This window comes from Bacillus sp. YKCMOAS1 (assembly GCF_030268125.1).
GTDB lineage: Bacteria > Bacillota > Bacilli > Bacillales > Bacillaceae > Bacillus > Bacillus safensis.
Genome location: NZ_BSEI01000001.1, coordinates 426778 through 452876 on the forward strand (window position 1 = coordinate 426778; position 26099 = coordinate 452876).

Sequence of the window (26099 nt, forward strand, 5' to 3'; positions counted from 1 at the left end):
CTCCTTACCCTGTCTATCGTTTCCCTCCAGCTAAAATGTGAGAGAACAAAAAACAGGCGAAAAAGGAGTACTTGTCCGGAACATTATCTCATTTCTACCCAGCCGTTTTTAATTGCTACAACAACAGCTTGTGTACGGTCGTTTACATTCATTTTTTGCAAAATGTTACTCACGTGGTTTTTGACTGTTTTCTCACTAATAAAGAGCGATTCACCAATTCCTCTGTTGCTCTTTCCGTCAGCTAACATTTGAAGAACTTCGCATTCACGTCTAGTTAAGATATGAAGTGGTCTGCGAATTTCAGGATATACCTCGTGCTGTGGATGTGCTGAAACGCCGCTAGTTGCTAGGCGTCGGAATTCATTTACTAAATTATGAGTGACTTTCGGATGTAAATAAGAGCCTCCGTCAGCTACAACTTTCACTGCTTCGATAAGTGTGTCTGCATCCATTTCTTTTAACAGGTAGCCTCTCGCTCCTGTTTTCAATGCATGTGTTACATAGTTTTCATCATCATGAATAGATAGAATAATGACTTTTGATTCGGGATAAAGCTCAACAAGCTGCTTTGTAGCCTCTACACCATTTACATTCGGCATATTAATGTCCATAATGACAACATCCGGATGATAGTGTTCTACGATACGTGCAGCTTCGTCACCGTCGTCTCCTTCTGCAACTACTTCAAAAGTAGGTTCAAAATCTAAAATCCGTTTGACACCTTCACGGAATAATTGGTGGTCATCAATAATTACAATATTTACTTTAGTCACAAGCTACGCCTCCCCATGTTTATTGTTCTACACCTGAACTTTATGGTCAATATGTCTTTTGACTCTATTTTACAATTTTATTTTGCAATGTTAGCGGCACGCGAATCATGATGAATGTCCCTAGACCTATTTTTGAGTCTATGGTCATTTTACCTTCCAGTAAGTCTACGCGTTCTTTCATGCCAAGTAAACCGAAGGATTTGTTTTTGTTTGTTTTCACATCTTTCATATCAAAGCCTTTTCCATCGTCTTTAATAATTAAGGTCACAAAGTCTTTCGTTACTTCTACTTTGACAGAGATTTCTTCAGCTTCAGAATGCTTTAATGAATTTGTGACAGCTTCTTGGGCTAGTCTAAACAGTGCTACTTCAAATTGAGAAGCAATTCTTTCGCTTTCTGTATCACCTAGGCATTGGAACGTAATTTTGGTTTTCCCATCATATTCTTCAATTGTGTTTAAGTATTTTCTCAGTGTTGGAATCAGACCCAAATCATCTAAAGCCATCGGTCTTAAATCATAAATGATTCTTCTCACTTCGTACAGTGCATTTCGCACATTTTGTCTGAGACTTCTAATTTCTTTAAAGCCTTCTTCTGTACCGCGGTCTCTAAAAATCCGTTCAATTAATTCGGAACGCATCATCACGTTTGCCAGCATTTGAGCAGGGCCGTCATGAATTTCCCGAGACACTCTTTTGCGTTCTTCTTCTTGGGCTTCAATAATTCTGAGCCCAAAATCTTGTTTTGCCTGAGCATCTTCAAGTAAAACGCCGACCTGGCGTAAATCCTGGTTGAGATAGTTGAGAACAACTGTAATCTGACTCACAAGGGTTTCAGAGCGTTCTATGACGTCTTGCAAGCTTAATAATCGTCTTTCAAGATCGTCTCTTCTTTCTCTCAGCTGCTTCTCGCGCTGCTGAATCATGGTGAGTTCCACCTGCAAGTTATGTGCTTTTTCGTAGGCCTCACGTATTTCTTCTTCGCTGAATTTGTTGAAGTTTCTGCTGACCTCAGATAAGCGATTTCTAGCATGTCTTGTATGGACTTCCAGCTTATCCCCAAAATCAATTACTTCGTTTACTTGCTGCTTGATTTGCTTCAGCTCTTCTACTAGGCTTTCATATTGTTGACGGGACTGTTCGCCTATTCTAAATACTTCGTCCTTGCTGCCATCAACTGTACTTAGCATTTTCATGATGATTGAATCCAATAATTTTGGATCCATTTTGGGTGTTGTCATGGCTTTTCCCTCCCGTAACAGTGATGTCATCTTTTTTTATTATAAATGTCATTGATCTGCATTTTATGTCGAATTATAATGAAAGAATGCGTATAAATCTTGAAGTTTTTATGACGACCCTTTTTCCGCTCCTATCATCATAACAAAATACGCTGTAAAATTCTAAAACCAATGCAAATTTTCACTAGTCTTACAATTTGCTTGTCAGGAGGGTATGTCTTTTGCTGAATCGCTATCTTACAGTAAAAAGTCGTGGCGAGCATGAGATCGTCATTGAAAAATCACGTTTTATTTGTCATATACAGCGTGCTGTCTCAGAAGAAGAAGCACAAGCATTTATACAATCCATTAAAAAACAACATTGGAATGCCACACATAATTGTTCAGCCTATCTCATTGGTGAACATGATCTCATTCAAAAAGCGAATGATGATGGTGAACCAAGTGGTACAGCAGGTGTGCCAATGCTTGAAGTGCTAAAAAAACGGAAGCTGAAAGATACAGTTGTTGTGGTCACTCGTTATTTCGGCGGTATCAAGCTAGGTGCCGGTGGATTGATTCGTGCCTACGGAAAATCTGTATCAGAAGCGATCAACCATGTTGGAATGGTAGAGCGCTGTTTAATGCGTACAATGCACACAACAATAGATTATACATGGCTTGGAAAGGTAGAGAATGAGCTTAGAGCCTCATCTTTTCAGCTAAAAGAAATCCATTATGCAGAAGATGTTATTTTTGAGACATATGTCGAAGAAACACAAACAGAGCAGTTCATTGAGTGGATGACTGAGCTGACAAATGGAAAGAGTGTTACAAAAGAAGGCGAATTGATTTATTTAGAAAAGGACATTGGTCCGATAAAGGAGACAGATGAATGGCACAACGAGTAAAAGTGCGTGTACGAAAGAAAAAGAGTAAGAAGAAAAGAATTATCAAACGTATTCTGGTCTTATTTTTGCTACTTATCATCTGCATGGGCGGATTCGCAGTATATAAAATCGTCAATACTCTTCAAGCTGCTGACAAAACATATGATGAACTAGATCGCGGAGAGAAATCGAATCTTCGTGATGCTGTCATTGATATTAAGAAAAAACCTTTCTCTGTATTATTTGTCGGAATTGAGGATTATGCCACAAAGGGTGATCACGGCCGTTCAGATTCACTCATTGTCGCAACGATTAACCCTCAAGACAAAACGATGAAAATGGTTAGTATCCCTCGTGACACACGCGTACAGCTTGCAAGTGATACGACAGGAAGTAAAGAAAAGATCAATGCAGCATTTGCTAAAGGTGGTAAAGACGAAACGATTGAAACTGTCGAACAATTCTTGCATATTCCGATTGATAAGTATGCGACCGTTGATTTTGACGGGTTTAAAGATGTCATCGATGAAGTCGGCGGAATTGATATCGATGTTCCATTTGACTTCAATGAAAAAAGTGATGTTAAAAAATCGAAAAAGATTTACTTCAAAAAAGGCAATATGCATTTAAACGGGGAAGAAGCTCTTGCTTACGCACGGATGAGAAAACAAGATCCACGCGGTGATTTCGGACGCAACGATCGTCAGAAACAAATTTTACGCGCAATGATTGATCAAATGGCGAAGCCAAATAACATTGCGAACGTCGATAACATCGCTAAAGAGGTCAGTGATCACATTACGACCAATTTCCGTATCACAGAAGGTCTTGCGCTTCAGCAAATCTACAGCGGGTTTAAAGGAGACGACACAGAAACACTTTCTATTAAAGGAAAAGACCTTTACTTAGGTCCAAATCGGACGTATTACTTTGAGCCAGATCCAACCAATCTAGCTAACGTCCAATATGAATTACGGACCCATTTAAAGCTTCCTACTGAATCTTCAACTGAAACAGATTCACAAACCAATCCGCCCTCTGATGAAACAGGGACAAGTGATACAACTAACTCTTCCACCAGCACCCCTGGACAATAATAAAAAACAGCCCAGTTCCTAGGAACGGGCTGTTTTTTATTGTCTTTTGACCATTCGTTTATAAAATTTCGTAAATGGTTTGAACTCTTCATTCACCAAGCCTGTGACTTCCGCAATCACTTGCATGAACATGACCAGTAAAAAGATAATGATCAGTGATAACCAAATGGTGGCGCTTGTCAGCAAAATCGCACTTAGACTAAAGACTAATCCAATCATATAAATCACGATGACAGCCATGCGATGGGACAAGCCAAAGGCCATCAGTCTATGATGAATATGAGACTTGTCAGGTGCTGAGATCGGCTGTTTGTTTAATATTCGTCTAATGATGGCAAAGGTGGTATCGAAAATTGGGACACCTAAGATGATCACTGGAACAACAACACTAAACAAAGTGACACTTTTGTATAGCCCTAATAGTGACAGTACCGAAATCATATAGCCTAAAAAAAGCGAACCGGTGTCACCCATAAAAATCTTCGCCGGATGAAAGTTGTAAAAAAGAAAGCCGATGGTACTGCCAATGACAACAAGGGATAAAGAAAGAATCAAAATTTTATCAGCTGAAAATGCCATCACGGCAATGGTTGATAAACCGATGACAGAAATACCGGCAGCCAGTCCATCAAGGCCGTCAATTAAATTAATGGCATTTGTGATTCCGACAATCCATAACACGGTTAGGGGATATGCCATCCAGCCTAACTCAATTCGATCTGTTAAGAAAGGAACAGAGAAAAAGTCCATTTTTAAGCCTGTGCTTACAATCAGACAAGCAACAAGAACTTGTACGAGAAATTTAAATTTTGCACTTAAATTATATTTATCATCAAATATACCTAGAATGACGATAAGTACGGCACCAACTGAAATTGCTGTAATTTTATTATGTAGAAACAGCCCGCCTGCTAATGCTCCAGCCGCTACCCCAATAAAAATTGCCAAACCGCCCATTCGAGGCATTACTTTATCATGAACTTTTCGTTTATTCGGCTGGTCCACTGCACCAATCTTAATTGCAAACTTTTTGACGATTGGTGTCACAATTAAAACTGTAGCCAGAGAGACAAAAAACGCTAATAAGGCGCGTTCGTAATCCATAGGTCAGTCTCCTTCTAAATTGAAATCTGTATTTTGTATATTGGCCGCTCTTTCCATTATACAATTGAATAGAGGATGATCACAAGCTCCCCCTATGAAGAAGAAACAAATAAAAACGCACAATCCCTGATGAATTATGCGTTTTCTTTAATATTCGTTAGTTCCACCATGTTTGTGAACAGCGCGTGCCAATCTTTTTTCTTCGCACGGCTTTGTCTTAGATGTCTATAGTCCATGTCGTCTTTTTTGCTGATCACTTTTTGGCAGGCTTCTACGAAGAGCGCAGGATCTTCGCCCTCTAAATATTCATACACATCATTCTCTTTTAGCCTTTCCGTTGACGGAAGATTTAAACCGACAACCGGTATTCCTGCGGCTAAAAATTCATATAGCTTGAGTGGGAACACGGCTTGATTGTAAGGAGATTGTTTGTATGGCATCATGCCTACATCAATCAGCTTCATATACGCAGGCACTTCTTCTGGTGCAACAGCACCTGTCCAAATCACATTTGGCAGTTTAAGTGCATGCTGAAAAGATGGATCGCCATTTGTTCCATCCGGACCGACAAATAAAAATGTCCAATCAGGCTGCATGCGAGCAGCTTCTGCTATCATGTCAAAATCCAGCTTCGGCTTGATGCCTCCAATAAAACCAAGAACAGTTCCTTCTCTTCCCCCCAGCACATCCTCCTTACATGGGAGATTGCTTTTGGCAAACACATCGTACTCAACGCCATTTTCCACTGTAAAGACATCTTTCGGTTCACCCATGAGACGTTTTTTAATTTGATCGTGTAAGTATTGAGAAGAGCATGTAATGCTGTGTACGTATTTGATAATTCGATTTTCTGCTTTGACAATGACACGCTGCCTCATATAAGAAAGCAAATTATTTTTGCCGCTTATCGGCTCTCCCCACAGGTCACTGCAGTCATAGACAATATGTTTCCATTCAAATAAAGAAGATAAGAGCGGAAAGCCCGGAAACGTATACCATAAGCAAACAGCGATCCCCTTCTTTTCCTCCTGCCGCAAATGCTCAAGAAGAGGGGACAATTTATGAATATAGAACATGTCTTGATATCGGCCAAAGCGAAAAAATTTGCTCTTAAGCACATCAGGAATGGTCAATTGCTTCATTCGATCGGTTATGGACTGAAAGGGAGCTTTATGACGGGATGCAGATGGGCATACCCAGATGACCTCTTTCGTTTCTGGATCAGATGCTAGAAATTCCGCCAGTCGATGCCGTCTGTACCTCAAACCGTCCTGTCCCCATTCTCCTGTCGCTACGATAACATGTATGATCGAGTCTGCTTTCACCTTTATCACCTTTTTTCCCTTCTGTTTATAAGCGCTTCTTCACAGCATTTGTCGCATAGTGCATAAAACACCAAGATGCTTTGACAAAATGAAGCTGCTCAATTTCTCTGTAGACGAACCACGTTTTTTTCGCTGCTTTCCACTTGTTACTAGAGATCGAGTTTCCAACGATGCGGTATTCACTGAGCGGTTCACTCATACCATAGGCTGTAAATCCTCTTTTTAATATGGACAGCCACGTAGCTAAATCCTGTCTTGTGCGGATGTTCGGCATTTCTATATGTCCGATCTTCTGTACATCAAGCATCACCGTTAAACAGCCGATAATGGTATTTTTCAAAGCTTCATCATAAGTTAATCTTGCTGGTGCAGTAACGGTTTTTTCTAATCGTTCTCCATTTTCTGCGATAATATCATATGCCGTGAATGTAAAGGCATAATCATTTGTCAGCATGAAGTCTACCTGCTTTTCGAGCTTCGTCTCTTTCCACTTATCATCGCTGTCTAAAAAAGCAATAAAGCGGCCTTTTGCCTTTTTGATGGCTGTATTTCTAGCGATGGCGGCTCCCCCATTTTTCTCTAAATAAATGACGTTGATTCTGTCGTCTGCTTCACTTAAGTCCCCAAGCAGCTTCCTTGTTCCATCTGTTGAACAATCGTCTGCGATGATCAGTTCCCAATTGGAATAGGTTTGGGCAAGGACGGAATGAACTGTATCCGTTAAATAACGTTCCGCATTATAGGCCGGTGTAATGATTGATACTAACGGTTGATTGTTCACCTAAGACTCATCTCCAGTTCATCACTAAGATTCTTTGAACACTTCGGGCAAGACCACAAACATGAGTGAGATACTAAAGCCAATGACAAGCCCAAGCAGTGTACGCTTTTTCGCTGACATGCCTTTATTGCCTTCATCAAGAACTTGAGCAGGGTCAACAATCTTCGCCTGCTTCATTCCAAGCTTTGTAGACTCCAATTCATATAGGAATCGTTCTTTATCTACTTTGGAATCGTTGCTGACAGATTCGTCTTTTAAAGCAGATAATCTACTTTCAATCACCTGCTGCCTTTTTGTAAATAATGCTTTGTCTTGCTTCAGAAATGTATCTGACACCTGCTTCACGACAGCTAAAGCATGATCCTTCTCAGCATCTGTGAAGGACAGCTGTAATTGTGTATCTGATTGATTGGTGAGGATGAGGCGGCTTTTCACATCCTGCCTTTCTTCTTCTTTGATGTCACTGAGCGCTTCATTCAGAAATGCATCGCTTTTTAATAGAGATGTCACTTCAGCTATATTGTTATACACTCCGTCATCATATTTACCGAGCGTGAGAGTAACAGCAGCTGTGTAACTAGACTGCTGCGTTGTTCCTTTGGCAAAAAAGAATCCAAAAGCGCCTAATACGACAGGCAGCAGCACGAGCCATACGATATACTTTTTGATTCGCTTCCCTATTCTAGATATGAAACCAGACATGTTCATTCTCCCAACATTGACGTATTTGCTTTTTCACTAGTGTAGCCATACCAGCGCAGCATCACACACGGTTTACCAAGTCTTAAACCGCTGTTTGTTTTTCAACATATTCACCGCTGCGATCACGAGTCCTAAAAAGACCCAGTGGAAATATAAATTCGAGACAGAACTAGGACTGATACTTGAAACGAGAAAGCTCAGCATGGCAGCGAACAAACCTTCAATGATCATTTTTGCTGATCTTGTGTCAGCCCATTGATATTGTTTATACAGCGTGAACATGAGATAAGCGTAGACGGAGATATAGCCCAGCATGACCGCAAATCCAAAGTTCGTCATCACTTCCAGCAGCCAATTGTGCACTTCAACAACTTGATCTGTATCAAAGATTGAAAAGTGGGCTAAGTAGTAAGACACATTCCCCGCTCCGACACCAAATCCGTATGAATCCGTAAAGAAATGCCATGCATTTTTGATCAAATTCGCTCTCGCAATGTTGGATGGGAGTGGCTCACTAAAAGAATGCGCGACCTGAGAAGCGAGAAACAAGTCATAAAAGACTGAATAAATCTTGGCTGAAAAAACAACGATACAGATGACACCAAGTCCGCCTGCTGCGATGAGTGACCACTTTTTGAGAAAGCGCGGCATGAGCAGCCACACATAGATGGCCACTCCTGCAAATATGCCAAGCAGGCTGGCGCGGGATTCTGTTAACAAAATGAGATACAGTGCTCCGATGGCGCCAAATAATCCAAATGCTTTGATATAACCATTTTTCATTTGACGCATACACGCTAAATATAAGAAAAAACTAATCGATAAAAACGTCGCAAAATCATTTTGATTAAAAAAGACAGCTGTAGGATAGTGCTGTTTATACGCCGGCCCAAGATACAATGAAGTATTCGGTAAATGGTTCAAAGTAAAGTGATTATAAAACCCTATGCCCATAACAAATACAGTCATGACGAGCCAAATGCTATAAAAGGTGACTACTTGATCCATTCGCTGGATGTACATGACCACAAGAAAGACAAATCCCATCCCCATCGCAAGCAGGGACATATATTTGAGACCATCTGTCACTGAATGAGCCCACAGCAGTGAGATGAGCCCATAAAGAAACCATGCAGCGAAAAAACCAAGAATCCCTTTTACACGAATCTGCTGCCACTGCGATATGTACGTCCCCTTATCTCTCATCCGCCATATGAATAAAGCAAAGGCAGCAATGAGCATAATACGGTAGAGAAAAAGACTGAAGAACCCGGCACTAATTGAAAAGAAAGCGTTGTTGAGAAAGGTCAATGCAATTAAAAGATAAATGGCTGACATGAACACCTGCTCACCGTTCATGTATAGCTTCATTAACACGAGAAAAGCCGTCAGGATCAAAAGCAGGACCGGAATGGCGACGATCTTTTTTAACCCGATGGGCTGCGCAAACGCCATTTGTACAAGTCCTAGCCCTGCTGCAAATAATATACATCCGATCATGATTTGCCATGCTGTTTGTTTCACGCTCATACCCATTTTCCTCCTAAGCAACCCATCCGATTTGAGGGATTAAGCCTTGACTTCCTGTTTATAGTAGGAAATGGTACGAGCCAAACCTTCCTGTAAACTCACAACAGGCTCCCAAGCTAAGACTTGTTTCGTTTCCTCATTTGCTAATGTACTATGCACGATATCTCCTACACGCTGCGGCTTGTAAATCGGTTCAAGCTGTGATCTTGTTACCCGTTTCATCGTTTGAAACAGTTCATTCACAGTGATGGAATGACCACACGAAATATTTAAACAAACGTTTGATTGGGCTGTTAATGCCGCAACATTCGCTGCTGCTAGATCACCCACATAGATAAAGTCTCTTGTTTGTTCCCCATCTCCAAAGATAAAAGGGGCCTCATCCTTTGCAAACTTATCAGAGAAAATAGAGACAACACCGCCTTCACCAAGTGCATCTTGGCGCGGACCATATACATTGCTGTACCTGAGAATACAATAGTCCACATCATAGAGTGATTTTGCCATTTCTAAATACCGCTCTACTGTCAGTTTTGCTAGGCCATAAGGTGAACCAGGCTTCAGCCGGTGAGCAGTGTCTACTGGCAGATACACCGGGTCTCCATAGACAGCTGCTGATGAGGCAAAGATGACTTTTTCCACCCCTGCTTCAGCCGCAGCTTTCATGACGTGCAGAGATCCTTTGATATTGACCTCTTCGTCATAAACAAAATCCTGAACGGAAATGGCTACACTTACTTGTGCTGCTAGATGAATGATATAATCCGGTGCGATTTGTTTGATCAAATCAATCGTCGCTGGCTTTGTGACATCTGCCTCTATGCATTGCACGGAAAGATGGGCAATATTTTCTCGAGATCCAGTTGAAAAGTTATCAAGAACGATGGGCTCATAGCCTTTTTCTAGTAAAGCCTCTATCGTATGTGACCCAATAAATCCGCTTCCCCCAGTAACCAAAACTTTCTTCATCCAAGCTCCCCCTGTTATTGTGCCTTCGATACCAATTCTGCTTCCCATACACTTGGGCGGCCGATAGACTGGTAAATAAATCCTCTCTCTTTCATTTCTGCTGGATCAAACAAATTCCTTCCATCAATTACAATTGGCGAACGAAGCAGCTGCTTGATCTGATCTTTATCCATCTTCTGTACGTCGTCCCATTCTGTTAGGATGAGACAGGCATCGGTATCTTTTACTGTTTCATACAGGTCATTGCTGAAGACCGCCTGCGGACCAAGCTCCCGCTCAGCTTCCATATAAGCAATCGGATCATAGGCTTTTACAAAAGCACCTAGCTCTCTCAGCATTGGGATAATATCTAATGCAGGTGCGGAACGCATATCATTCGTATTCGGTTTGAATGCAAGGCCTAAGACAGAAATGGTTTTTCCTTTAATATCACCGAACACACTCATCAGTTTGCTGACAAGGTGGGCTCTTTGGTTGTTGTTCGTTTCAATGACAGATTCGATCAGCTTGAACCGATACCCGGATGTTTCGGCAATTTTGAGAAGAGCCATCGTGTCTTTCGGAAAACAAGAACCTCCAAATCCAATGCCTGCTTTTAAAAATTTATGCCCGATACGGCTGTCTAATCCAACTCCTTCACTGACTTTTTCAACGTCAGCACCCACCCTTTCGCAAATATTTGCAATGTCATTAATGAAAGAGATTTTTGTGGCAAGCATGGCATTTGCAGCATACTTAATCATTTCAGCACTTTCTAAGTTGGTCTCCACAACTTCTGTTTGAAACGGTTCATGCAGCCTTTTGATGGTGGCGGAAGCATGAGTGCTTGTCGCACCAATGACCGCCCGCTCCATATTCATCGTGTCCTGAATCGCAGAGCCTTCTCGGAGAAACTCTGGATTGGATACGACGTCAAAGGGGTATTTGCTGCGCGATGCCTTTTCCACAATGGCTTGAACGAGACGGCCTGTTCCAACGGGCACTGTGCTTTTATTGACGATGATTTTATAGCCATTCAGGTGTTCACCGATCGTTTGAGCGACGGCTTTCACATACGTTAAATCCGCTTCCCCCTGCGGTGTCATCGGTGTCCCTACGGCAATATAGATAATCTCTGATTCCCTAATAGCGGCAGGAATATTCGTTGTAAAAAACAGTCTTCCTTCTTCTGTATTCTTTTCAATCAATTCCTTTAAACCTGGTTCATAAATGGGAACGACACCACTTTTTAAGCTGTTGATTTTTGATTCATCGATGTCACAGCAGATGACACGATTTCCGATATCAGCAAAACAAGTACCCGATACTAACCCGACATACCCTGTTCCAATCACAGCAATTTTCTTCAACATTTTTCATCCTCTCAGTAAAAGCATATTGTCCGTTCCAAGCTGTTTATCTATCTATCATTCTTTGCACATTTCATCTTATTTAAACGATCGATGTTGATTGATTGAACACCTTCTCATATTGCTGGATGAGATGCTTCGCATTATGTTCTGATGAATATTCTTTATGAACCATTTCATGAAGATCGCTTTTCACTTGCTCATTCCATCTGTTTTCATAAAGGCAGGCGTGAATCGCCTCTTTCAGCTGACTCGTCGAACGTGGTTCAACGAGCAGGTGTTGATAGGTAGAAAATAAGGAGGGGAGACCACCAACCCGTGTTGCAATGACTGGTACTTTTAAAGCGAGCGCTTCTAGAACGACGGTTGGCATTCCTTCACTGTAGGAAGGGAGTGCAAACAGATCAGCTGCCATTAAGTAGTCTCTTACCTGCTCATTCGGTACCTGCCCTGGAAGTATAATAGATGCTCCCGCCCGTTCCGTGAGCTCCTTTTCAAGGGGGCCTTTTCCGACAAAGACTGCTTTCACACCATCCATGCTGCTGACAGCATCAGCTAATTCAAGCAAGCCCTTCTCTTTCACTAAACGCCCGACGAAAATAACAAGCTTATCTTGAAGCGGTAAACCTAAGTGCTTTCTGATGCCTTTTTGATCTTCTTCCGTTCTTGAAAATGATTGGAGCGGTATACCAAGCGGAAGACATTTTGCTTCTACCTTCGTCATATCATTTGTCTTTTTAGCCAGCTCCTCACTCACTGTCAGAACTACAGACGCCTGCTTCACCGCTGTTTCAAAGGCTGCCTGTGCCCCTTTGCTATAGCTCGGATATACGTTCACATCACTGCCGTGTAAGGTCAGAAGATAAGGGATTTGCATTTCTTTCTGAATGACAGCCGCCGCTCCGCCAGACGGCATGGCAAAGTGCGCATGGATGAAATCTGGTGACAGCTGATGATGCTGCATTGCCCGGAGAACAGAAGCCGCTATTCGTTTACTCGGCTGTGCCCATTTCAGTTGTCCAGGGAGCGCTCGATAAGACGGTCTGTAAACCTTCACTCCGTTCCGCACTTCCTGTTCAGGCAGCTCTTTTTTCTGCCGATAGGATGACTTGAGCATCCGTAAAACCGGCGGATTCACTGGATTAGGACAAATGACAGTCACTTCCATTCCTTGTTTGAGCAGCTCCTGGACTTGCGTTTCATGAAATACGCCCTCACTCGGATGTTTTTCACTAGGATATACACTTGTCAGCCATAGTACCTTCATGACGAACGACCTCTTCTCAATAATTTGCCTGCAGCCTGGGGATACATTTTGATGAGCAGCAAGCCATACAATGCAGCACTGACACAAACAGTCAGAAGTAATTGAAGTGAAATATCTGCTGATGTCAGCTTCATTCCTTGATGTAAAACTATCGCACAGATCGCCATAAGCAGTGTCATGACAGCAGGCTTTCCAAGTGATTTTAAATACACCTTCATATCAAGCTGAATGACATATGCCATGAGCCATCTGCCGACAATAAAGTTGAGCAGGCTGACACCTGAGTAAATCCAAGCTACTGTGAGCAGACTGCCTGTCATGACACCTGCATATAATGCGCAGCCATACACGATGAGCATCCCCGTATCCCAATAAAAGGCTAAGTCCGCTCTCCCTTTTGCAAGAAGTATGGAACCGTTTGGATTCATCAGCACACGCAGCAGGCCGACAATGCACAATATATTTAAAACCGGAACCGCTACTAGCCATTTCTCTCCAAACACGACTTCTATAAAACTGTCTGATACGGCAGCAAGGCCGATTAATAATGGAAAACTAACCAATGCGAGCATATTCGTCATACTGAGGAAGCCCTCACGCAGCATGGAGTGATCACGCTGACTTTTTGCGAAAACTGGGAAAGCCACTCTTGTCACAATCGGATTTATCTTCAGTACGGGTATCGTCACAATTTGATACGCCAAGCTGTAAATACCTAACGCCTCCGCTCCAAGAAATCGACCGATTAATATCATGTCGATGTTTGATCCTGCTCGGTTGACCAGTCTGGATGCGAGCTGGAATGCACCGAATGAGAAAAATTCCTTCACCTCTCCTAATGCAAAAACAGGTGCTGGACGCCACTTCTTCCAATAAGCCGCAGCATACATGAGACCTTTTCCTGATTGCAGCAGCACTTGAGAGATGACATAGGCGACAATCGGATTCATGAAGAAGGCGAAAACAAGTAAAACGAGCAGCGATATGATGGTCGCAATGGTTTCAATAGTGCTTAATGTTTTAAAGGCTAAGTCTTTTTGCATCATATACTGGTACTGCTGGCCAATCGGTGCGATTAGAAACATGATCGATAATAGCTTGAGCAGACCCTCTAGCTCTGGCCGGTTATAAAAAGCGGCTATCATTGGGCTTAGCAGGATGAGCAGACAAAACAAGATAATCCCTGTGAGCAAGTTGATCCAATATAATGTAGATAATTGACGTTCTGTCGTTTGTTCCTTTTGAATGATCGCTGCCCCAATTCCTAGATCAAGTAAAATTTGCGTAAATATTGTGACAGTTGTGATCATGCCAACGAGTCCAAACTCCTTGAGTGACATCACATTCCCTAAAAAGGCGAACTGTGCAATTTGGATAATGGTGATGATCAATGCGGACAAGCTTGTCCATTTTGCCCCGCCTAGCATGCTTTTTTTCATACTTGCCATTTCTCTTCCCTACTTTACTTATCTGGCTCCGTCACCAGTCATGATGACTTTTAACGTTTTTACCATAATCTTCGTGTCGAGAGAAAATGTCAAGTTTTGAATATACTGTAAGTCGTGTGTTAATTTTTCACTTGGACTCATTTCATATCCGCCATTTACTTGAGCAAGACCTGTCAGCCCCGGCTTTACCGCCAACCTTTTTGTGAAGCCTGGAATCGTCCGATTAAATTCTGCGGTAAACATCGGTCTTTCTGGACGAGGACCTACGATACTCATTTCTCCTTTTAACACGTTGATAAATTGCGGAAGTTCATCAATTCTTGTTTTACGGATGAATGCCCCCACTTTGGTGATACGCGGGTCATTTTTTTGCGCCCATTTCGCTCCTCCGCTTTCTGCGTCAATTCTCATCGATCTGAGCTTCCATAATTTAAAGTAAACACCGTCTTTCCCGACCCTTTCCTGCATATAAAAGGCTGGCCCTGGTGTTTCCAGCTTAATCAAAAGAGCAAACAGCAAAATGATTGGCGTACTCAACATCAATCCGATGAACGAGAACATTAAATCTATGAAACGTTTTGCAAATAAATAACGAACCATATGTTCTGTTAAGGCAAAAGAGTGATTTCGTCTCACTTCATATTCTCTGTAAAGATTCATCGCTTTCTCTGCACTCACTGACCTGCACCTCACCATTCAAAGTAGTTGTTGTGTAAAGAGATGTTCTATGAAAGTCAGTTTAGCAGAGCAACATTAAGAAAATGTAAATGGGCTGTTAAGTCTTGTAAAACTGTGTTAAGAATGTGCACTTATATCAAGTTATGCCCTTTTCAACGTAAAAAAGACCCGCAATTCTGCGGGTCTCTGGGTCTTTTCTTTATTTTGCTTTTACAGATTCGATCGTTTTCAATCGAAGTGTTCCATTTGCATCTTTTGTATAGGTTACTTTTACTTTTGATTCTTCTTTTAAGCTGTTCACTTGTTTAGAAAAGGTATTTCCGAATTGAATAGCTACTTCTTTTCCATCAATGTTGACAGCAATTGTATGTCCATCAGCCAAACCGACATATGTGCCTTCTTTGGTGACTTCATTTTTCTTACTAGTCGTTGATTCTTTCTTTGTTTTAGAGTCAGATTTTGAGTCAGATTTTGATTGGTCTTTAGCAGGTTCTTCTTTTGTAATTTCTTTGCTTGAGCTGTCTTTTGCTTCTTCATCAGATTGACCTGCTGGTTCTTCTGTTTGAGCAGCTGTTTCTTTACTTTGATCATCTGATTTTTCGTTTTTTGATGATTGATCATCTTCTGATTTTTCGTCTGCAGCCTTATCTTTGTTTTGATCAGCTGCTTCAGTTGTTTCTTTTTTACTGTCATCCTTTTTGTTATCACTTGATTGATTTGTTGTGCCGCACGCTGTGAGCAATACTCCTAAAAGCAATACGAGAAACGGCATTGTGATTAATTTTTTCAAGATCGTCACCTCTTCATGATTTGTCGGTTTGCTGAAGATTTATGCGTAAACCATTCACCTTCTATGTTTCAATTATAACAAACATAACCAAAAATGAAATGTATTTTTAACTTGACAATGTTTCTTCCTGGAGTTTTTAAAAAAGGCTGCCGAGTACGTACTCGAGCAGCCTAAGAGGAGTATCTGAGGCACCCCTCAGGTTTGTGTTTTCTTATCTAAAATAACCTGATACACCGCTTGAAATACCTGACGCTAAACGATCTTTATACGTAGCAGATTTCAAGATGTTTGAATCAACTGGACTAGAAACAAAACCAGTTTCTAAAAGAACACTCGGCATCTTAGAATATTTAATGACGTAGAAGCCAGCTGTTTTCACACCACGGTCTCTTGTTCCTAGTGCACTAACCATTTTAGGCTGGATGTTTTGCGCCAGCTTCAGGCTGTTTGCAGCCGCATATGTTTTGTCATAGTATGTTTCTGTTCCATTTGCACTGCTGTTATCATTTGAGTTCGCATGGACACTAATGAAGATATCTGCTTTCGCATTGGCACCTTTGCTCACTCGTGTTTGAAGGCTATCAAATGTGTCTGATGTTCTTGACATGGTCACAAGTGCACCAGCGTTGTTTAATTTCGTATTTAAACGCTTTGCTACGTCTAAATTCAAATTCTTTTCATATAATCCGTAACCTACAGCTCCTGAATCATGCGCGCCATGACCTGGATCAATGAATACTTTTTTCCCAACAGCCGGGTTTTTCAGCTGGTTTACAACAGTTGGTGTGACAGTATTTGTACTGCCTACGACAGTAAATTTAGTGATTTTCTTGCTGCTCACTGTTGCTCTTGTTACTTTTGGCAGCGTCTTTTCATTCGTTAGAAGCAATGCTTTGTTTTGCTTCGCCGCAATGCCTGCAGCAGAAGAAGAAGTGGCATAGCCAAATCCTCTTCCTACATAGGTATTATTGACGCTCATATTGTATTTTTTCACAATATTTGCCGCGACATCATAACGAGTCGAGCCTTTGATTCGTGTTGGAGATTTCAATTGGTTATAAGCTGCTTTTGTGACGTAATTCTCTCCGCCGACTACAATGGTTTGTTTCACATTGCTTGCTTTTGCAACAGAAGCGATTTCAGAACGAAGTCCCTTTTTATCTGTGTATAGAATTGGGAATCCTTTTTGAGCGGCTACAGGTGCAATCGCAATCCCATGTGCATAGAAAGAACCCTCAACGACAACGACGCCTGCTGGCTTTTTCATTTTTTTCGCGATATTGGCAGATAGCTCATATCGGTTTTTTCCTGAAATACGCTGTGTGGAGATGCCCATTTTCTTCACTTGGTTGACAACGTTGTTTGACACACTTGATGTGCTGCCTAAAACGATCACCGTCTTTGTTTTTAATGAAGTTAAGGCTTTTTTTGTATCACCCGAAAGGCTTTTACTGTTTGTGTAAAGAACTGGTCCATTTTTTTGATGTGCAAGTGGAATTCCTGCTGTTGCATCTGCATACGCAGTTTTCCCTACTAAAACGACTGTACTTGCAGTTCCCCATCCTTTTTTCGCTACGTTTGCCGCTACAGCATATCTGCTCCCGCCATCAATTCGTGAGACTGAATTATCTGCCAAAGCTGTTGGAACGATAACGAAAATAGCGATGAGGCTGAGGATGGCTGTTTTCATCAATGAGCGCATCTTCTATGTCCTCCTTTTACCCTTTAATAGTTTGTTAGTTTTGTACCTGGATAGTAGAACGAGAGTATGGAAGAATATGAGTTTCCAGATTCAGCTCTCGCTTTGGCTCCGTATTGGCTCATACCAATGCCGTGTCCATACCCTTTTCCTGAAATCGTGAAGTCATTTGTGTTGTTTTTGACTGACGCAAACGTGCTTTTCACCTTTGTTGCGCCCATGACTGATCGAAACTCGGTCATCTTCATACTTGCCGTTGTGCTTTTGTTCACCGAATATGTGCCTGTTTTGTTTTTCAGATGGTATGTCAGTTTGATCGATACCGTCTTCGCACGCTGGCCTTTTGTTTTCCCTGAGAACGTCAGGCTTGAGATGGATGCGATTTTCATATCAGATGCAGCAGTTTCTTTGTTTTTAAGAAGCCATGATTTCAGGCCAGCAAGGTCAGCTGCATTTGTCTCTTTTGCTTTAGACCACTCAGATGCTGCTGTGCTAGCAGTCCATGTCGTGCCTAGTTGTTTTTTAGAGAGTTTCAGTGTCCATGGATTGACTGGATCTTTTGGATCCTTTTTGGCCACTAAGTATGGCAGTGCATTTCCCCATACTTCTTCACTTGCCTCTGTATAACCGCCATTGCTAGAGTAATAGGTTGCTGAAATGAGCTGATTGTTGTATTTCAGAACCTTTCCTTTTGTGGCATCGACAGCTTTTGTCGAATTTGTGTACCAGTTATATCCTCCATAGACTTGGAAGGCTGTTGTATCAGGGACGACTTTTCCAATACTTTTCACCGAATACGTTCTAGCGGCAACCGCCTGTGCTTTTAACGCTTCAACATTCCAGCTTGCAGGCATTTCATTTGGCACTACGCCTTTTAGATAGTCTTCAAATGGAATATTTTCGAGAGTCGGCCTGATATACCCTGATTCAATTGCAAAGTTTACGCTGCCTAAGTACGGCTTTCCTGCAATTTGAAGGACATTTTTTGTTGAATATTTCTCAGGAACAACTCTTACTGTGTTATACGTTTTTATGCCTTTTAATGAAATTTTTCCGTTAGAAACATTCAATTGGTAGTTTTGATTTTTTTTCAGATAAACTTGTTTGGCTAATGAATTTTTCAAGCTATCTTTAATCGCACTTGTGCTACCCGCAAGATGATAAGCATATGTACCTTTTTCTTTCAGCAGTGCTTTTAAAGACGCTGTGACAGAATCGGGTTTCACATACACAACGGTACTGTTAGATTTTGCAGCCAATTGCGACAGCGGCATAGCATAAATATAGCTAGAGGCTTTCGCCAAATAAACTTTATCTGCATTAATATTTAATTTCTTTATAATATTCACAGATAATTCATAGCGATTGGCACCACTGATTCTTGTCACCTGTGAGGTTTTTTTGATTTGATTTTCAACTTTTTGTCCAGTACTTTTCGTACTGCCGATGATGATCACTTTACTTGGCATTCTATAAGACGGAATGGAATCTTTTTTTGTTAACAGGATAGGATATCCCTTTCTCGATGCATAGGATGCAATGGCAATCCCATTCATAAATGAGTTCCCGCCGACAACGACAGCTTGCTTATAGTTACCCATTTCTTTAGCGATTTTTTGGGAGATTTCAAACTTGTCTTTTCCACTAATACGTCTGACTTTGCCATACTTTTTAATAGACTTCTCAGCAGCTGTTGAAATGCTTTTCGTATTTCCGACAATCAGAATGTTATCCGGCTTCATTTTCTTCAGCTGGTTTTCTGTTGTTTTCGTCAGTTTTTCAATATTCGTATACAAAATAGGTGCGCCCAGTTTGTATGCTAACGGTGATACAGAAATCGCATGATCAAATGCATCACGACTGACAATGACAACAGTTGAAGGATTTTTCCAGCCAGCAGATGCAATGCTATTGGCTACTTCATAGCGATTTTTGCCATCGTATCTTTTTGTGACAGCCACATTCGAACCTGAAAGCTTGTATTCTCCAGTTGTGGATACATCCATCGTTTTTTTGTTTCCGATATAATTAGACAATTTCACTGAAATTGTCGAGCTAGCCATGGCAGACTGAAAGGGTGCAACTAGTAGAGTCAGTATCATGAGAACAATTAGTGTAATGCCTGTTTTCTTCAATTTTGTTCATCCCGCCCATCTTTTTTACTTCTGTTTTTCAATCTTCTGGATTTCCTTTTGACCACTGTCATTAATAAAGTAAGAGATTTCTACTGTGTCTCCTGGTTTAAATTCATTTAACACATCTTTAAAATTATCCGTAAATTCATAGCTTAAGGTCGTATTCACTTTTTTCACTTCGACTGTATGTGCATCAGCCATTCCAATAAATTCAGCTTTCTCTTCCAGTACCTGAGGAGTTGAACTGCTTGTCTTGTTTTCTCCTGTGGACTGCTCAGCCGTTCCACATGCTGTGAGCACGATACCAAGTAGCAGTATTAAGAACGGTAAAACGACGATTTTCTTCATTTTTTTCACCTCATGTCTTTGTATCGTCTTATAACTTATTATTTTAAGGTAAATTTAAGGTTTTTTGAAACCTTTTTTTTGTTACAACGTCTATATCTAGGTTCAGAGTAAAAAAATAACTTGTTTATCAAGATTCGTAAACCTATAATCATGGAAGAATCATAGAAAAGGTGAGGGACATTATGAGAGCTGAAAGAAAAAGAAAGAAGAAAAAGGTTCTTTGGATTGTTTTATCGATTATTGGCTTATTCGTATTAGCCACTGGCGGATACGCATATCATCTTTGGAACACAGCAGCATCGACCGTCGCAGGCATTCAGGAGAATTTAAAGAAGTCAGATAAGCGTGACAAAGATGTCGATTTAAATAAGAAAGACCCGATTTCTATTTTAGTCATGGGTGTCGATGAACGAAAAAATGACCGAGGCCGTGCAGATACATTAATATACATGACAGTAAATCCGAAAACGAAAACGACCGAAATGGTGAGCATCCCGCGTGATACGTATACGAAAATTGTCGGAAAAGGCACAATGGATAAAATCAACCATTCTTACGCATTCGGTGGTACACAAATGGCGGCAGATACTGTAGAGGAACTGCTTGATGTACCTGTTGATTACTTCGTTAAAGTCAATATGGAAAGCTTTAAGGATATTGTCGATACACTTGGTGGAATTACGGTGAACAGCACGTTTGCATTTAGCTATGATGGCCACTCATTTGGTACAGGAGAGATTAACCTGAACGGGGATCAAGCCCTTGCCTATACGAGAATGAGAAAGCAAGATCCAAAGGGTGACTTCGGACGCCAGCAAAGACAGCGCCAAGTCATTGAGGGCATCATTGCAAAAGGTGCCAACATTTCATCTATTACGAAATTCGGCGATATGTTCAAAGTCGTAGAAAATAATATGAAGACAAACATGTCATTTGACGATATGTGGACGATGATGAATGATTATCGTGATGCAAGACAGCATGTAAAACAGCATGAACTGAAAGGATCAGGCGCACGTATCAATAACATTTATTACTACCAGCTTGATGACAGCAGTCTTGCGAATGTGAAGAAGGAATTGAAGGAAAGTTTGGAGCAGTAAAAAAGAAGACTACAGAAATGTAGTCTTCTTTTTTTATGATTGAAATGGAACTGGTTTTTCTTCACTTAATCCAAAACGATGGAGAAGCTCTTCGACAATTCGTTTTGACGCTTGTCCATCACCATATGGATTAGACGCCTTCGACATGTTGTCGTACTCTTTCTGATCGACTAGCAGCTGTTTCGCCATGTTGTAAATGGTCTCTTCATCTGTACCTGCGAGCTTAAGTGTGCCAGCTTTCACGCCTTCAGGGCGTTCTGTTGTATCACGGAGCACTAATACTGGCTTCCCTAGAGAAGGCGCCTCCTCTTGTACACCGCCAGAATCCGTTAATATAAAGTGTGAGGCAGCAGCAAAGTTATGGAAATCAACGACTTCAAGCGGCTCAATTAAATGCACACGATCAAGATCACTGAATTCTGTCTGAGCCGCATCACGAACAGCAGGGTTTAAATGTACAGGGTATACAACCTGAACATCTTCAAACTCTTCTACAATACGTCTAATTGCTCTAAACATGTTTTTCATCGGCTGACCGAGATTCTCCCTGCGATGGGCCGTTAACAAGATCATTTTATCTGTGCCTATCTTCTCTAAAATTGGGTGCTCATACTGTTCTGTAACCGTTGTTTGCAACGCATCAATCGCAGTATTCCCCGTCACACAAATGGTCTCTTCTTTTTTATTTTCAATTAAAAGGTTCTGCTTCGCCTCATTTGTAGGAGCAAAATGAATATCAGCAATTGTGCCTGTCATTTGTCGGTTCAATTCCTCAGGGAACGGCGAGTATTTATTGTGTGTTCTTAAACCCGCTTCAACGTGACCGACTGAAATTTGGTGGTAGAATGCGGCCAAGCTTCCTGCAAAGGTTGTTGTTGTGTCTCCATGAACAAGGACAATATCAGGTTTTTCCTCTTGGAATAATTGATCTAGCTTCAATAGTGCATTTGATGTGATTTCAGATAATGTCTGGCGCTGCTTCATGATGTTTAAATCATGATCTGGCGTAATAGAAAAAGCCTCAAGGACTTGATCAAGCATTTCTCTATGCTGAGCTGTTACAGTAACAATCGAATTTATTTGTGGATGTTTATTCAGTTCAAGGACAAGTGGTGCCATTTTGATTGCTTCAGGTCTAGTACCGAAAATAGTCATTACATTTAGTTTTTTCACTTGTTTACGCCTCTTTCCATCAATACATATTGTTTTTATTATACAAAAGATCTCTTCGAATGATAAACTAACCATGCTAAAATTAATAAAAATTTCACAGATCTGATTGTTTATATTTACAATTTTCTATTAAAATTACTTTAAACATCATAAATTTATTTGATTACTTTTAAAAGTAAGGTAGAATTTAGTGGTATTCTCTTAATTTTCACATCAGTATTTAAGGACGGTGCAAAATACATTGAAAAAAGTACGTAAAGCCATTATACCAGCTGCAGGTCTTGGGACACGTTTCCTCCCTGCAACAAAAGCCATGCCTAAAGAGATGCTCCCAATCGTTGATAAACCAACCATTCAATATATTATTGAAGAAGCTGTTGAATCAGGTATCGAAGACATTATTATCGTCACTGGAAAAGGAAAAAGAGCAATTGAAGATCATTTTGATTTTGCTCCAGAACTTGAGCGTAACCTAGAGGAAAAAGGGAAAAAGGAGCTGTTAGAAAAAGTAAGGAAATCTTCTAACATTGCTGATATTCACTACATTCGTCAAAAAGAACCAAAAGGTCTTGGACATGCTGTTTGGTGTGCACGCAATTTTATCGGTGATGAGCCTTTTGCTGTTTTATTAGGTGATGACATTGTGCAAGCCGAAACACCTGGGCTTCGCCAGCTGATGGATGAATACGAAAAAACTTTATCATCTGTCATTGGTGTTCAGCAAGTAGCAGACAGCGATACGCATCGCTACGGGATCATTGACCCTCTTACTCAAGAAGGACGCCGCTACCAAGTCAAAAACTTTGTTGAAAAGCCGCCGCAAGGAACAGCACCATCGAACCTAGCCATCTTAGGGCGCTACATTTTCACGCCAGAGATCTTTATGTACCTTGAACAGCAAGAGATTGGTGCAGGCGGAGAAATTCAACTTACAGATGCCATTCAAAAGCTAAATGACATCCAGCGCGTCTTCGCCTATGATTTCGAAGGAAAACGATACGATGTCGGCGAGAAGCAAGGCTTCATTGAAACGACGCTTGAGTTTGCTCTTCAGGATGAAGAATTAAAAAAGAAACTCATTCCATTTATGAAACAGCTTCTCGAAAAAGAAGAAGTGAACTAAAAAAGCTGCCGGCATCGGCAGCTTTTTTATTTAATGACTGAAATAGTCAGTGTATGCTGTTCATTATCAATGACAAACAGGTTGTTTTCGCCCTTCACTGCGAATTTTGTTCGTTTCTTATTCATCCAGACATTTTGTTCTGTCAGCCCAAGTGTGGAAAGAGAGATTGGCATAATATCGCGAAACACAATGGTGTTTGCCTGACCCTTTTGAATGACATAGTCGGTTTTCTCTGTGGTCAAACGTTCAATCGTATCTCCTTGATCATTTTTCACTGAACTCAGCGTTTGCATTCTCTGTTTCAGCACAGATTCTTCTTTTCCAAGGAAAGAAAGTAAATACTCATACGAACCTGCCGATGCAGGTGATACATAGGAATTAAACTGTCCTGGTCCAATTGATAATGACTTTAAATCCTCTTCATTTTGAAGCGCGGCAGGTTTAACAAAATACGTTTCTGACGCTGTTTTAATTTGAACGGTTTGTTTATTTTCAGCCACAGCCTGTACTTCTTGTCCAAATGGCAAAGTGACATCAGCCTTTTTTTTCATGGCTTGGTCTTTGTAAACCTTGAGTGGATCAGCGGTGACTATCACCTGTTGATCCACCTTTTTCATATCAGGAGCTTCTTTGGTCTCTGGGTTCTTCGACTGAGGCGCTTCTGTCTTATCTGATGGGATAGCACCAAATGTCGCCAGTGTACGAAGCGGGCGATCTGAAAACATCGATAAGGCTAGCAATATCGTTAAGACCGCTAAAACTGTCACTTGAAATGCGGGTCCGAACAATGAGCGGCGTTTTCCGTTATCTTGATAGCGAGACACCTTTTCTGTCTTTTGTACGCCTTTTCTGCCTTCCTTCTGTTCCATTTGGTATTTTTGTTTCTCTTTCTTAGAAAGCTTGTTAAACCAGTCAACAAACTCCTTATATTCCTTCACGACCTTTTTCGTATCATCAAACATACGAAGCTCACCATAATGCATCCAAGCCACCCTGTCACAGATTTTTTGGATTTGGCTAATGGAGTGACTGACAAAAAAGATCGTCTTTCCTTGTTCCTTGAATTCTGTAATGCGGTCTACACATTTTTGATAGAAGGTTTGGTCTCCAACAGACAGTGCTTCATCAATAATCAGGATATCCGGATCGATATGCGCTGAAATGGCAAAGCCAAGACGTGATTTCATTCCGCTTGAATAGCTCTTAACCGGCTGGTCAATAAAGTCACCAATATCCGCAAACTCTACGATTTTTTCATAAAGCTCATCTATCTCTTTATTCGTCAGCCCCATCATTAAGCACTTTAGGCGAATGTTATCTTTCCCGCTTAACTGGTTGTTCAGCCCTGCCGCAATGGCAATTAACGAAGGCTGGCCATTCATATCAATTTCACCACTTGTCGGTGGAATGATTTTCGCTAGAAGGTTCGACATTGTCGATTTTCCAGATCCGTTAATTCCTACAAAACCAATCGTCTCGCCTTCATATACATCAAAAGATACATTACGAACAGCAAAAAAACCTTTTTCATTTTTATTAGGTAAAAACAGTCCTTTAATCTTATCCGACTGTTTTTTATATAGGACGTATTGCTTGGATACGTTTCGAAACGAAACCTTTAGTTTCATCGTATAATCTCCTTACTTTTAAAGAAAATCGACAAATTTATCCCTAAATTTCATATGAAGTAATGAACCGATTGTTAAGAGAAGTAAAGTAATCAACCAAAAATAAAGCGTATACTTCAGATCATTGTAGAACCATTCTCCTCTAAGAAAACTTTTCCTAAATCCTTCAATAATATAATATAGAGGGTTTAGCTTTAACGTAGTCGCAATCCATTCATACTTCCCGGTGAACTTATCTCCAATATCCCATAAAATAGGCAGCAAAAACATTAGAAGTCTTGTCAAGGATTGCAGCAAGTTTTGGTAATCACGAACAAGGACACTAATAGTTGAATTAAACAGGCTGAAAGCAAACATAAACGTTATCAAACAAATAAAATAATATATATATTGAATCCAATGAACATCGGGATATATTCCATGAGAAATGAGCATGATTACATAGATACCCATCATTAAAAAATAGCTAAATAAATTTGATGTTATGACAACAGAGGGCAGTGCACTAATTGGAAAATTCATTTTCGATACTAAATTTATACGCTTAAAAACACTATTTGCACCCTCTGTAATAGTCGAACTAATGAAAAACCATGGAATTAACCCCGCTAGCATCCATATAAGAAAAGGTATACTTACATGAGAACCATCTGCCATTTCTGCAGTTCTTCCAGATCCTCTAAGACCTAAACCAAACACAAACCAATAAGCCATGATTTGAATTAATGGATTCAACAATTGCCAAAAAACACCTAAATAATTAAGCTGATATTTAGACTTTGTTTCATAAATAGCCAGTCTAAAAATTAAAGTGGTTGAATTGAACTGCTCTTTAAGAATTTTAAACATTGCATTCATAATAATCGTCCTTAAATTTAATTATTGGCATAATCTATTTCAAAACACTGCTCTTAATTGTAACAGATTACATTAATTTTTTCATCTTAAATCAAATATCCTAGAATCAT

23 protein-coding genes are annotated in these 26099 nt (G+C 40.6%); 4 read left to right on the top strand and 19 right to left on the bottom strand.

Annotated features, from left to right (window positions below; all coding sequences use genetic code 11):
- Positions 1–83 precede the first annotated feature (83 nt).
- Entirely contained in the window at positions 84–773 is a 690-nt protein-coding gene (gene degU / locus QSJ46_RS02260; RefSeq protein WP_008348273.1) for a two-component system response regulator DegU, read from the bottom strand.
- Positions 774–837: 64 nt separating this feature from the next.
- Complete coding sequence (gene degS / locus QSJ46_RS02265; protein WP_003213166.1) at positions 838–2013, bottom strand: two-component sensor histidine kinase DegS; 1176 nt, start codon at positions 2011–2013, stop codon at positions 838–840.
- Positions 2014–2234: 221 nt separating this feature from the next.
- Between degS and QSJ46_RS02270 the strand changes: the two genes are divergently transcribed.
- Together QSJ46_RS02270 and QSJ46_RS02275 are read left to right on the top strand one after the other, a co-directional pair.
- Positions 2235–2903: a YigZ family protein gene (locus QSJ46_RS02270; RefSeq protein WP_012011434.1), complete on the top strand. Its 669-nt coding sequence runs from the start codon at positions 2235–2237 to the stop codon at positions 2901–2903.
- Positions 2888–3979: an LCP family protein gene (locus QSJ46_RS02275; protein ID WP_285604214.1), complete on the top strand. Its 1092-nt coding sequence runs from the start codon at positions 2888–2890 to the stop codon at positions 3977–3979. The genes QSJ46_RS02270 and QSJ46_RS02275 overlap by 16 nt, the downstream gene beginning before the upstream one ends.
- Positions 3980–4015: 36 nt before the next feature.
- On the opposite strand, the gene QSJ46_RS02280 is transcribed toward QSJ46_RS02275, so the two are convergent.
- The 14 genes from QSJ46_RS02280 to QSJ46_RS02345 all read right to left on the bottom strand — a co-directional run bounded on the left by QSJ46_RS02280 (position 4016) and on the right by QSJ46_RS02345 (position 20104).
- Positions 4016–5083 carry a glycosyltransferase family 4 protein gene (locus QSJ46_RS02280; RefSeq protein WP_034660156.1) on the bottom strand — a complete coding sequence of 356 codons (1068 nt, stop codon included), beginning with the start codon at positions 5081–5083 and terminating at the stop codon, positions 4016–4018.
- 134 nt (positions 5084–5217) lie between these two features.
- A complete protein-coding gene (gene tuaH / locus QSJ46_RS02285) occupies positions 5218–6417 on the bottom strand; it encodes a teichuronic acid biosynthesis protein TuaH (RefSeq protein WP_483298722.1) in 1200 nt (399 codons plus the stop codon).
- 16 nt (positions 6418–6433) lie between these two features.
- Positions 6434–7189, bottom strand: coding sequence for a teichuronic acid biosynthesis protein TuaG (gene tuaG / locus QSJ46_RS02290; RefSeq protein WP_212039647.1), 756 nt, complete (start codon positions 7187–7189; stop codon positions 6434–6436).
- A gap of 24 nt (positions 7190–7213) precedes the next feature.
- A complete protein-coding gene (gene tuaF / locus QSJ46_RS02295) occupies positions 7214–7891 on the bottom strand; it encodes a teichuronic acid biosynthesis protein TuaF (RefSeq protein ID WP_285604215.1) in 678 nt (225 codons plus the stop codon).
- Positions 7892–7963: 72 nt separating this feature from the next.
- Positions 7964–9421, bottom strand: a complete 1458-nt coding sequence (tuaE, locus tag QSJ46_RS02300; protein WP_269773644.1) for a teichuronic acid biosynthesis protein TuaE — start codon at positions 9419–9421, stop codon at positions 7964–7966.
- Positions 9422–9460: 39 nt separating this feature from the next.
- Positions 9461–10390 (bottom strand): NAD-dependent epimerase/dehydratase family protein, encoded by a 930-nt coding sequence (locus tag QSJ46_RS02305; protein ID WP_107162994.1) that lies wholly within the window; start codon positions 10388–10390, stop codon positions 9461–9463.
- Positions 10391–10404: 14 nt separating this feature from the next.
- Positions 10405–11742 (bottom strand): UDP-glucose 6-dehydrogenase TuaD, encoded by a 1338-nt coding sequence (gene tuaD, locus QSJ46_RS02310; protein WP_047201883.1) that lies wholly within the window; start codon positions 11740–11742, stop codon positions 10405–10407.
- Positions 11743–11821: 79 nt separating this feature from the next.
- On the bottom strand, positions 11822–13006 hold the full coding sequence (gene tuaC / locus QSJ46_RS02315; RefSeq protein WP_285604216.1) for a teichuronic acid biosynthesis protein TuaC: 1185 nt from the start codon (positions 13004–13006) through the stop codon (positions 11822–11824).
- The gene (gene tuaB, locus QSJ46_RS02320; RefSeq protein ID WP_285604217.1) at positions 13003–14454 is read right to left on the bottom strand and encodes a teichuronic acid biosynthesis protein TuaB; all 1452 of its coding nucleotides are present in this window, start codon (positions 14452–14454) and stop codon (positions 13003–13005) included. The genes tuaC and tuaB overlap by 4 nt, the downstream gene beginning before the upstream one ends.
- Before the next feature lie 18 nt (positions 14455–14472).
- Positions 14473–15132: a sugar transferase gene (locus tag QSJ46_RS02325; RefSeq protein WP_024423636.1), complete on the bottom strand. Its 660-nt coding sequence runs from the start codon at positions 15130–15132 to the stop codon at positions 14473–14475.
- A 199-nt stretch (positions 15133–15331) separates the two neighbouring features.
- The gene (locus QSJ46_RS02330; RefSeq protein WP_258182558.1) at positions 15332–15931 is read right to left on the bottom strand and encodes a hypothetical protein; all 600 of its coding nucleotides are present in this window, start codon (positions 15929–15931) and stop codon (positions 15332–15334) included.
- Positions 15932–16133: 202 nt separating this feature from the next.
- The gene (locus QSJ46_RS02335) at positions 16134–17624 is read right to left on the bottom strand and encodes an N-acetylmuramoyl-L-alanine amidase (protein WP_039181847.1); all 1491 of its coding nucleotides are present in this window, start codon (positions 17622–17624) and stop codon (positions 16134–16136) included.
- A 23-nt stretch (positions 17625–17647) separates the two neighbouring features.
- The gene (locus QSJ46_RS02340; protein WP_285604218.1) at positions 17648–19756 is read right to left on the bottom strand and encodes a SpoIID/LytB domain-containing protein; all 2109 of its coding nucleotides are present in this window, start codon (positions 19754–19756) and stop codon (positions 17648–17650) included.
- Between the two features lie 24 nt (positions 19757–19780).
- Positions 19781–20104 (bottom strand): hypothetical protein, encoded by a 324-nt coding sequence (locus QSJ46_RS02345; protein ID WP_039181853.1) that lies wholly within the window; start codon positions 20102–20104, stop codon positions 19781–19783.
- A 182-nt stretch (positions 20105–20286) separates the two neighbouring features.
- On the opposite strand from QSJ46_RS02345, the gene tagU reads away from it, so the two are divergent.
- Positions 20287–21207: a polyisoprenyl-teichoic acid--peptidoglycan teichoic acid transferase TagU gene (tagU, locus tag QSJ46_RS02350; protein ID WP_039181856.1), complete on the top strand. Its 921-nt coding sequence runs from the start codon at positions 20287–20289 to the stop codon at positions 21205–21207.
- A gap of 33 nt (positions 21208–21240) precedes the next feature.
- Here tagU and wecB read toward each other — a convergent pair whose 3' ends face one another.
- Positions 21241–22380: a non-hydrolyzing UDP-N-acetylglucosamine 2-epimerase gene (gene wecB / locus QSJ46_RS02355; RefSeq protein WP_024426271.1), complete on the bottom strand. Its 1140-nt coding sequence runs from the start codon at positions 22378–22380 to the stop codon at positions 21241–21243.
- A gap of 241 nt (positions 22381–22621) precedes the next feature.
- On the opposite strand from wecB, the gene galU reads away from it, so the two are divergent.
- Entirely contained in the window at positions 22622–23503 is an 882-nt protein-coding gene (gene galU, locus QSJ46_RS02360) for a UTP--glucose-1-phosphate uridylyltransferase GalU (protein WP_095409693.1), read from the top strand.
- Positions 23504–23529: 26 nt separating this feature from the next.
- On the opposite strand, the gene tagH is transcribed toward galU, so the two are convergent.
- Both tagH and QSJ46_RS02370 read right to left on the bottom strand, forming a co-directional pair.
- Positions 23530–25131, bottom strand: coding sequence for a teichoic acids export ABC transporter ATP-binding subunit TagH (tagH, locus tag QSJ46_RS02365; RefSeq protein WP_285604219.1), 1602 nt, complete (start codon positions 25129–25131; stop codon positions 23530–23532).
- 18 nt (positions 25132–25149) lie between these two features.
- Positions 25150–25989 carry an ABC transporter permease gene (locus QSJ46_RS02370; RefSeq protein WP_039181868.1) on the bottom strand — a complete coding sequence of 280 codons (840 nt, stop codon included), beginning with the start codon at positions 25987–25989 and terminating at the stop codon, positions 25150–25152.
- Between the last annotated feature and the right edge of the window lie 110 nt (positions 25990–26099).

Coding starts and splice junctions, on each gene's coding strand:
- tagH (WP_285604219.1), bottom strand. CDS start 25,131: ATGAAACTAAAGGTTTCGTTTCGAAACGTATCCAAGCAATACGTCCTA.
- tuaD (WP_047201883.1), bottom strand. CDS start 11,742: ATGTTGAAGAAAATTGCTGTGATTGGAACAGGGTATGTCGGGTTAGTA.
- QSJ46_RS02370 (WP_039181868.1), bottom strand. CDS start 25,989: ATGAATGCAATGTTTAAAATTCTTAAAGAGCAGTTCAATTCAACCACT.
- tuaF (WP_285604215.1), bottom strand. CDS start 7,891: ATGTCTGGTTTCATATCTAGAATAGGGAAGCGAATCAAAAAGTATATC.
- QSJ46_RS02275 (WP_285604214.1), top strand. CDS start 2,888: ATGGCACAACGAGTAAAAGTGCGTGTACGAAAGAAAAAGAGTAAGAAG.
- QSJ46_RS02345 (WP_039181853.1), bottom strand. CDS start 20,104: ATGAAGAAAATCGTCGTTTTACCGTTCTTAATACTGCTACTTGGTATC.
- QSJ46_RS02280 (WP_034660156.1), bottom strand. CDS start 5,083: ATGGATTACGAACGCGCCTTATTAGCGTTTTTTGTCTCTCTGGCTACA.
- tuaE (WP_269773644.1), bottom strand. CDS start 9,421: ATGAGCGTGAAACAAACAGCATGGCAAATCATGATCGGATGTATATTA.
- QSJ46_RS02305 (WP_107162994.1), bottom strand. CDS start 10,390: ATGAAGAAAGTTTTGGTTACTGGGGGAAGCGGATTTATTGGGTCACAT.
- QSJ46_RS02335 (WP_039181847.1), bottom strand. CDS start 17,624: ATGCGCTCATTGATGAAAACAGCCATCCTCAGCCTCATCGCTATTTTC.
- tuaC (WP_285604216.1), bottom strand. CDS start 13,006: ATGAAGGTACTATGGCTGACAAGTGTATATCCTAGTGAAAAACATCCG.
- degS (WP_003213166.1), bottom strand. CDS start 2,013: ATGACAACACCCAAAATGGATCCAAAATTATTGGATTCAATCATCATG.
- tagU (WP_039181856.1), top strand. CDS start 20,287: ATGAGAGCTGAAAGAAAAAGAAAGAAGAAAAAGGTTCTTTGGATTGTT.
- tuaB (WP_285604217.1), bottom strand. CDS start 14,454: ATGGCAAGTATGAAAAAAAGCATGCTAGGCGGGGCAAAATGGACAAGC.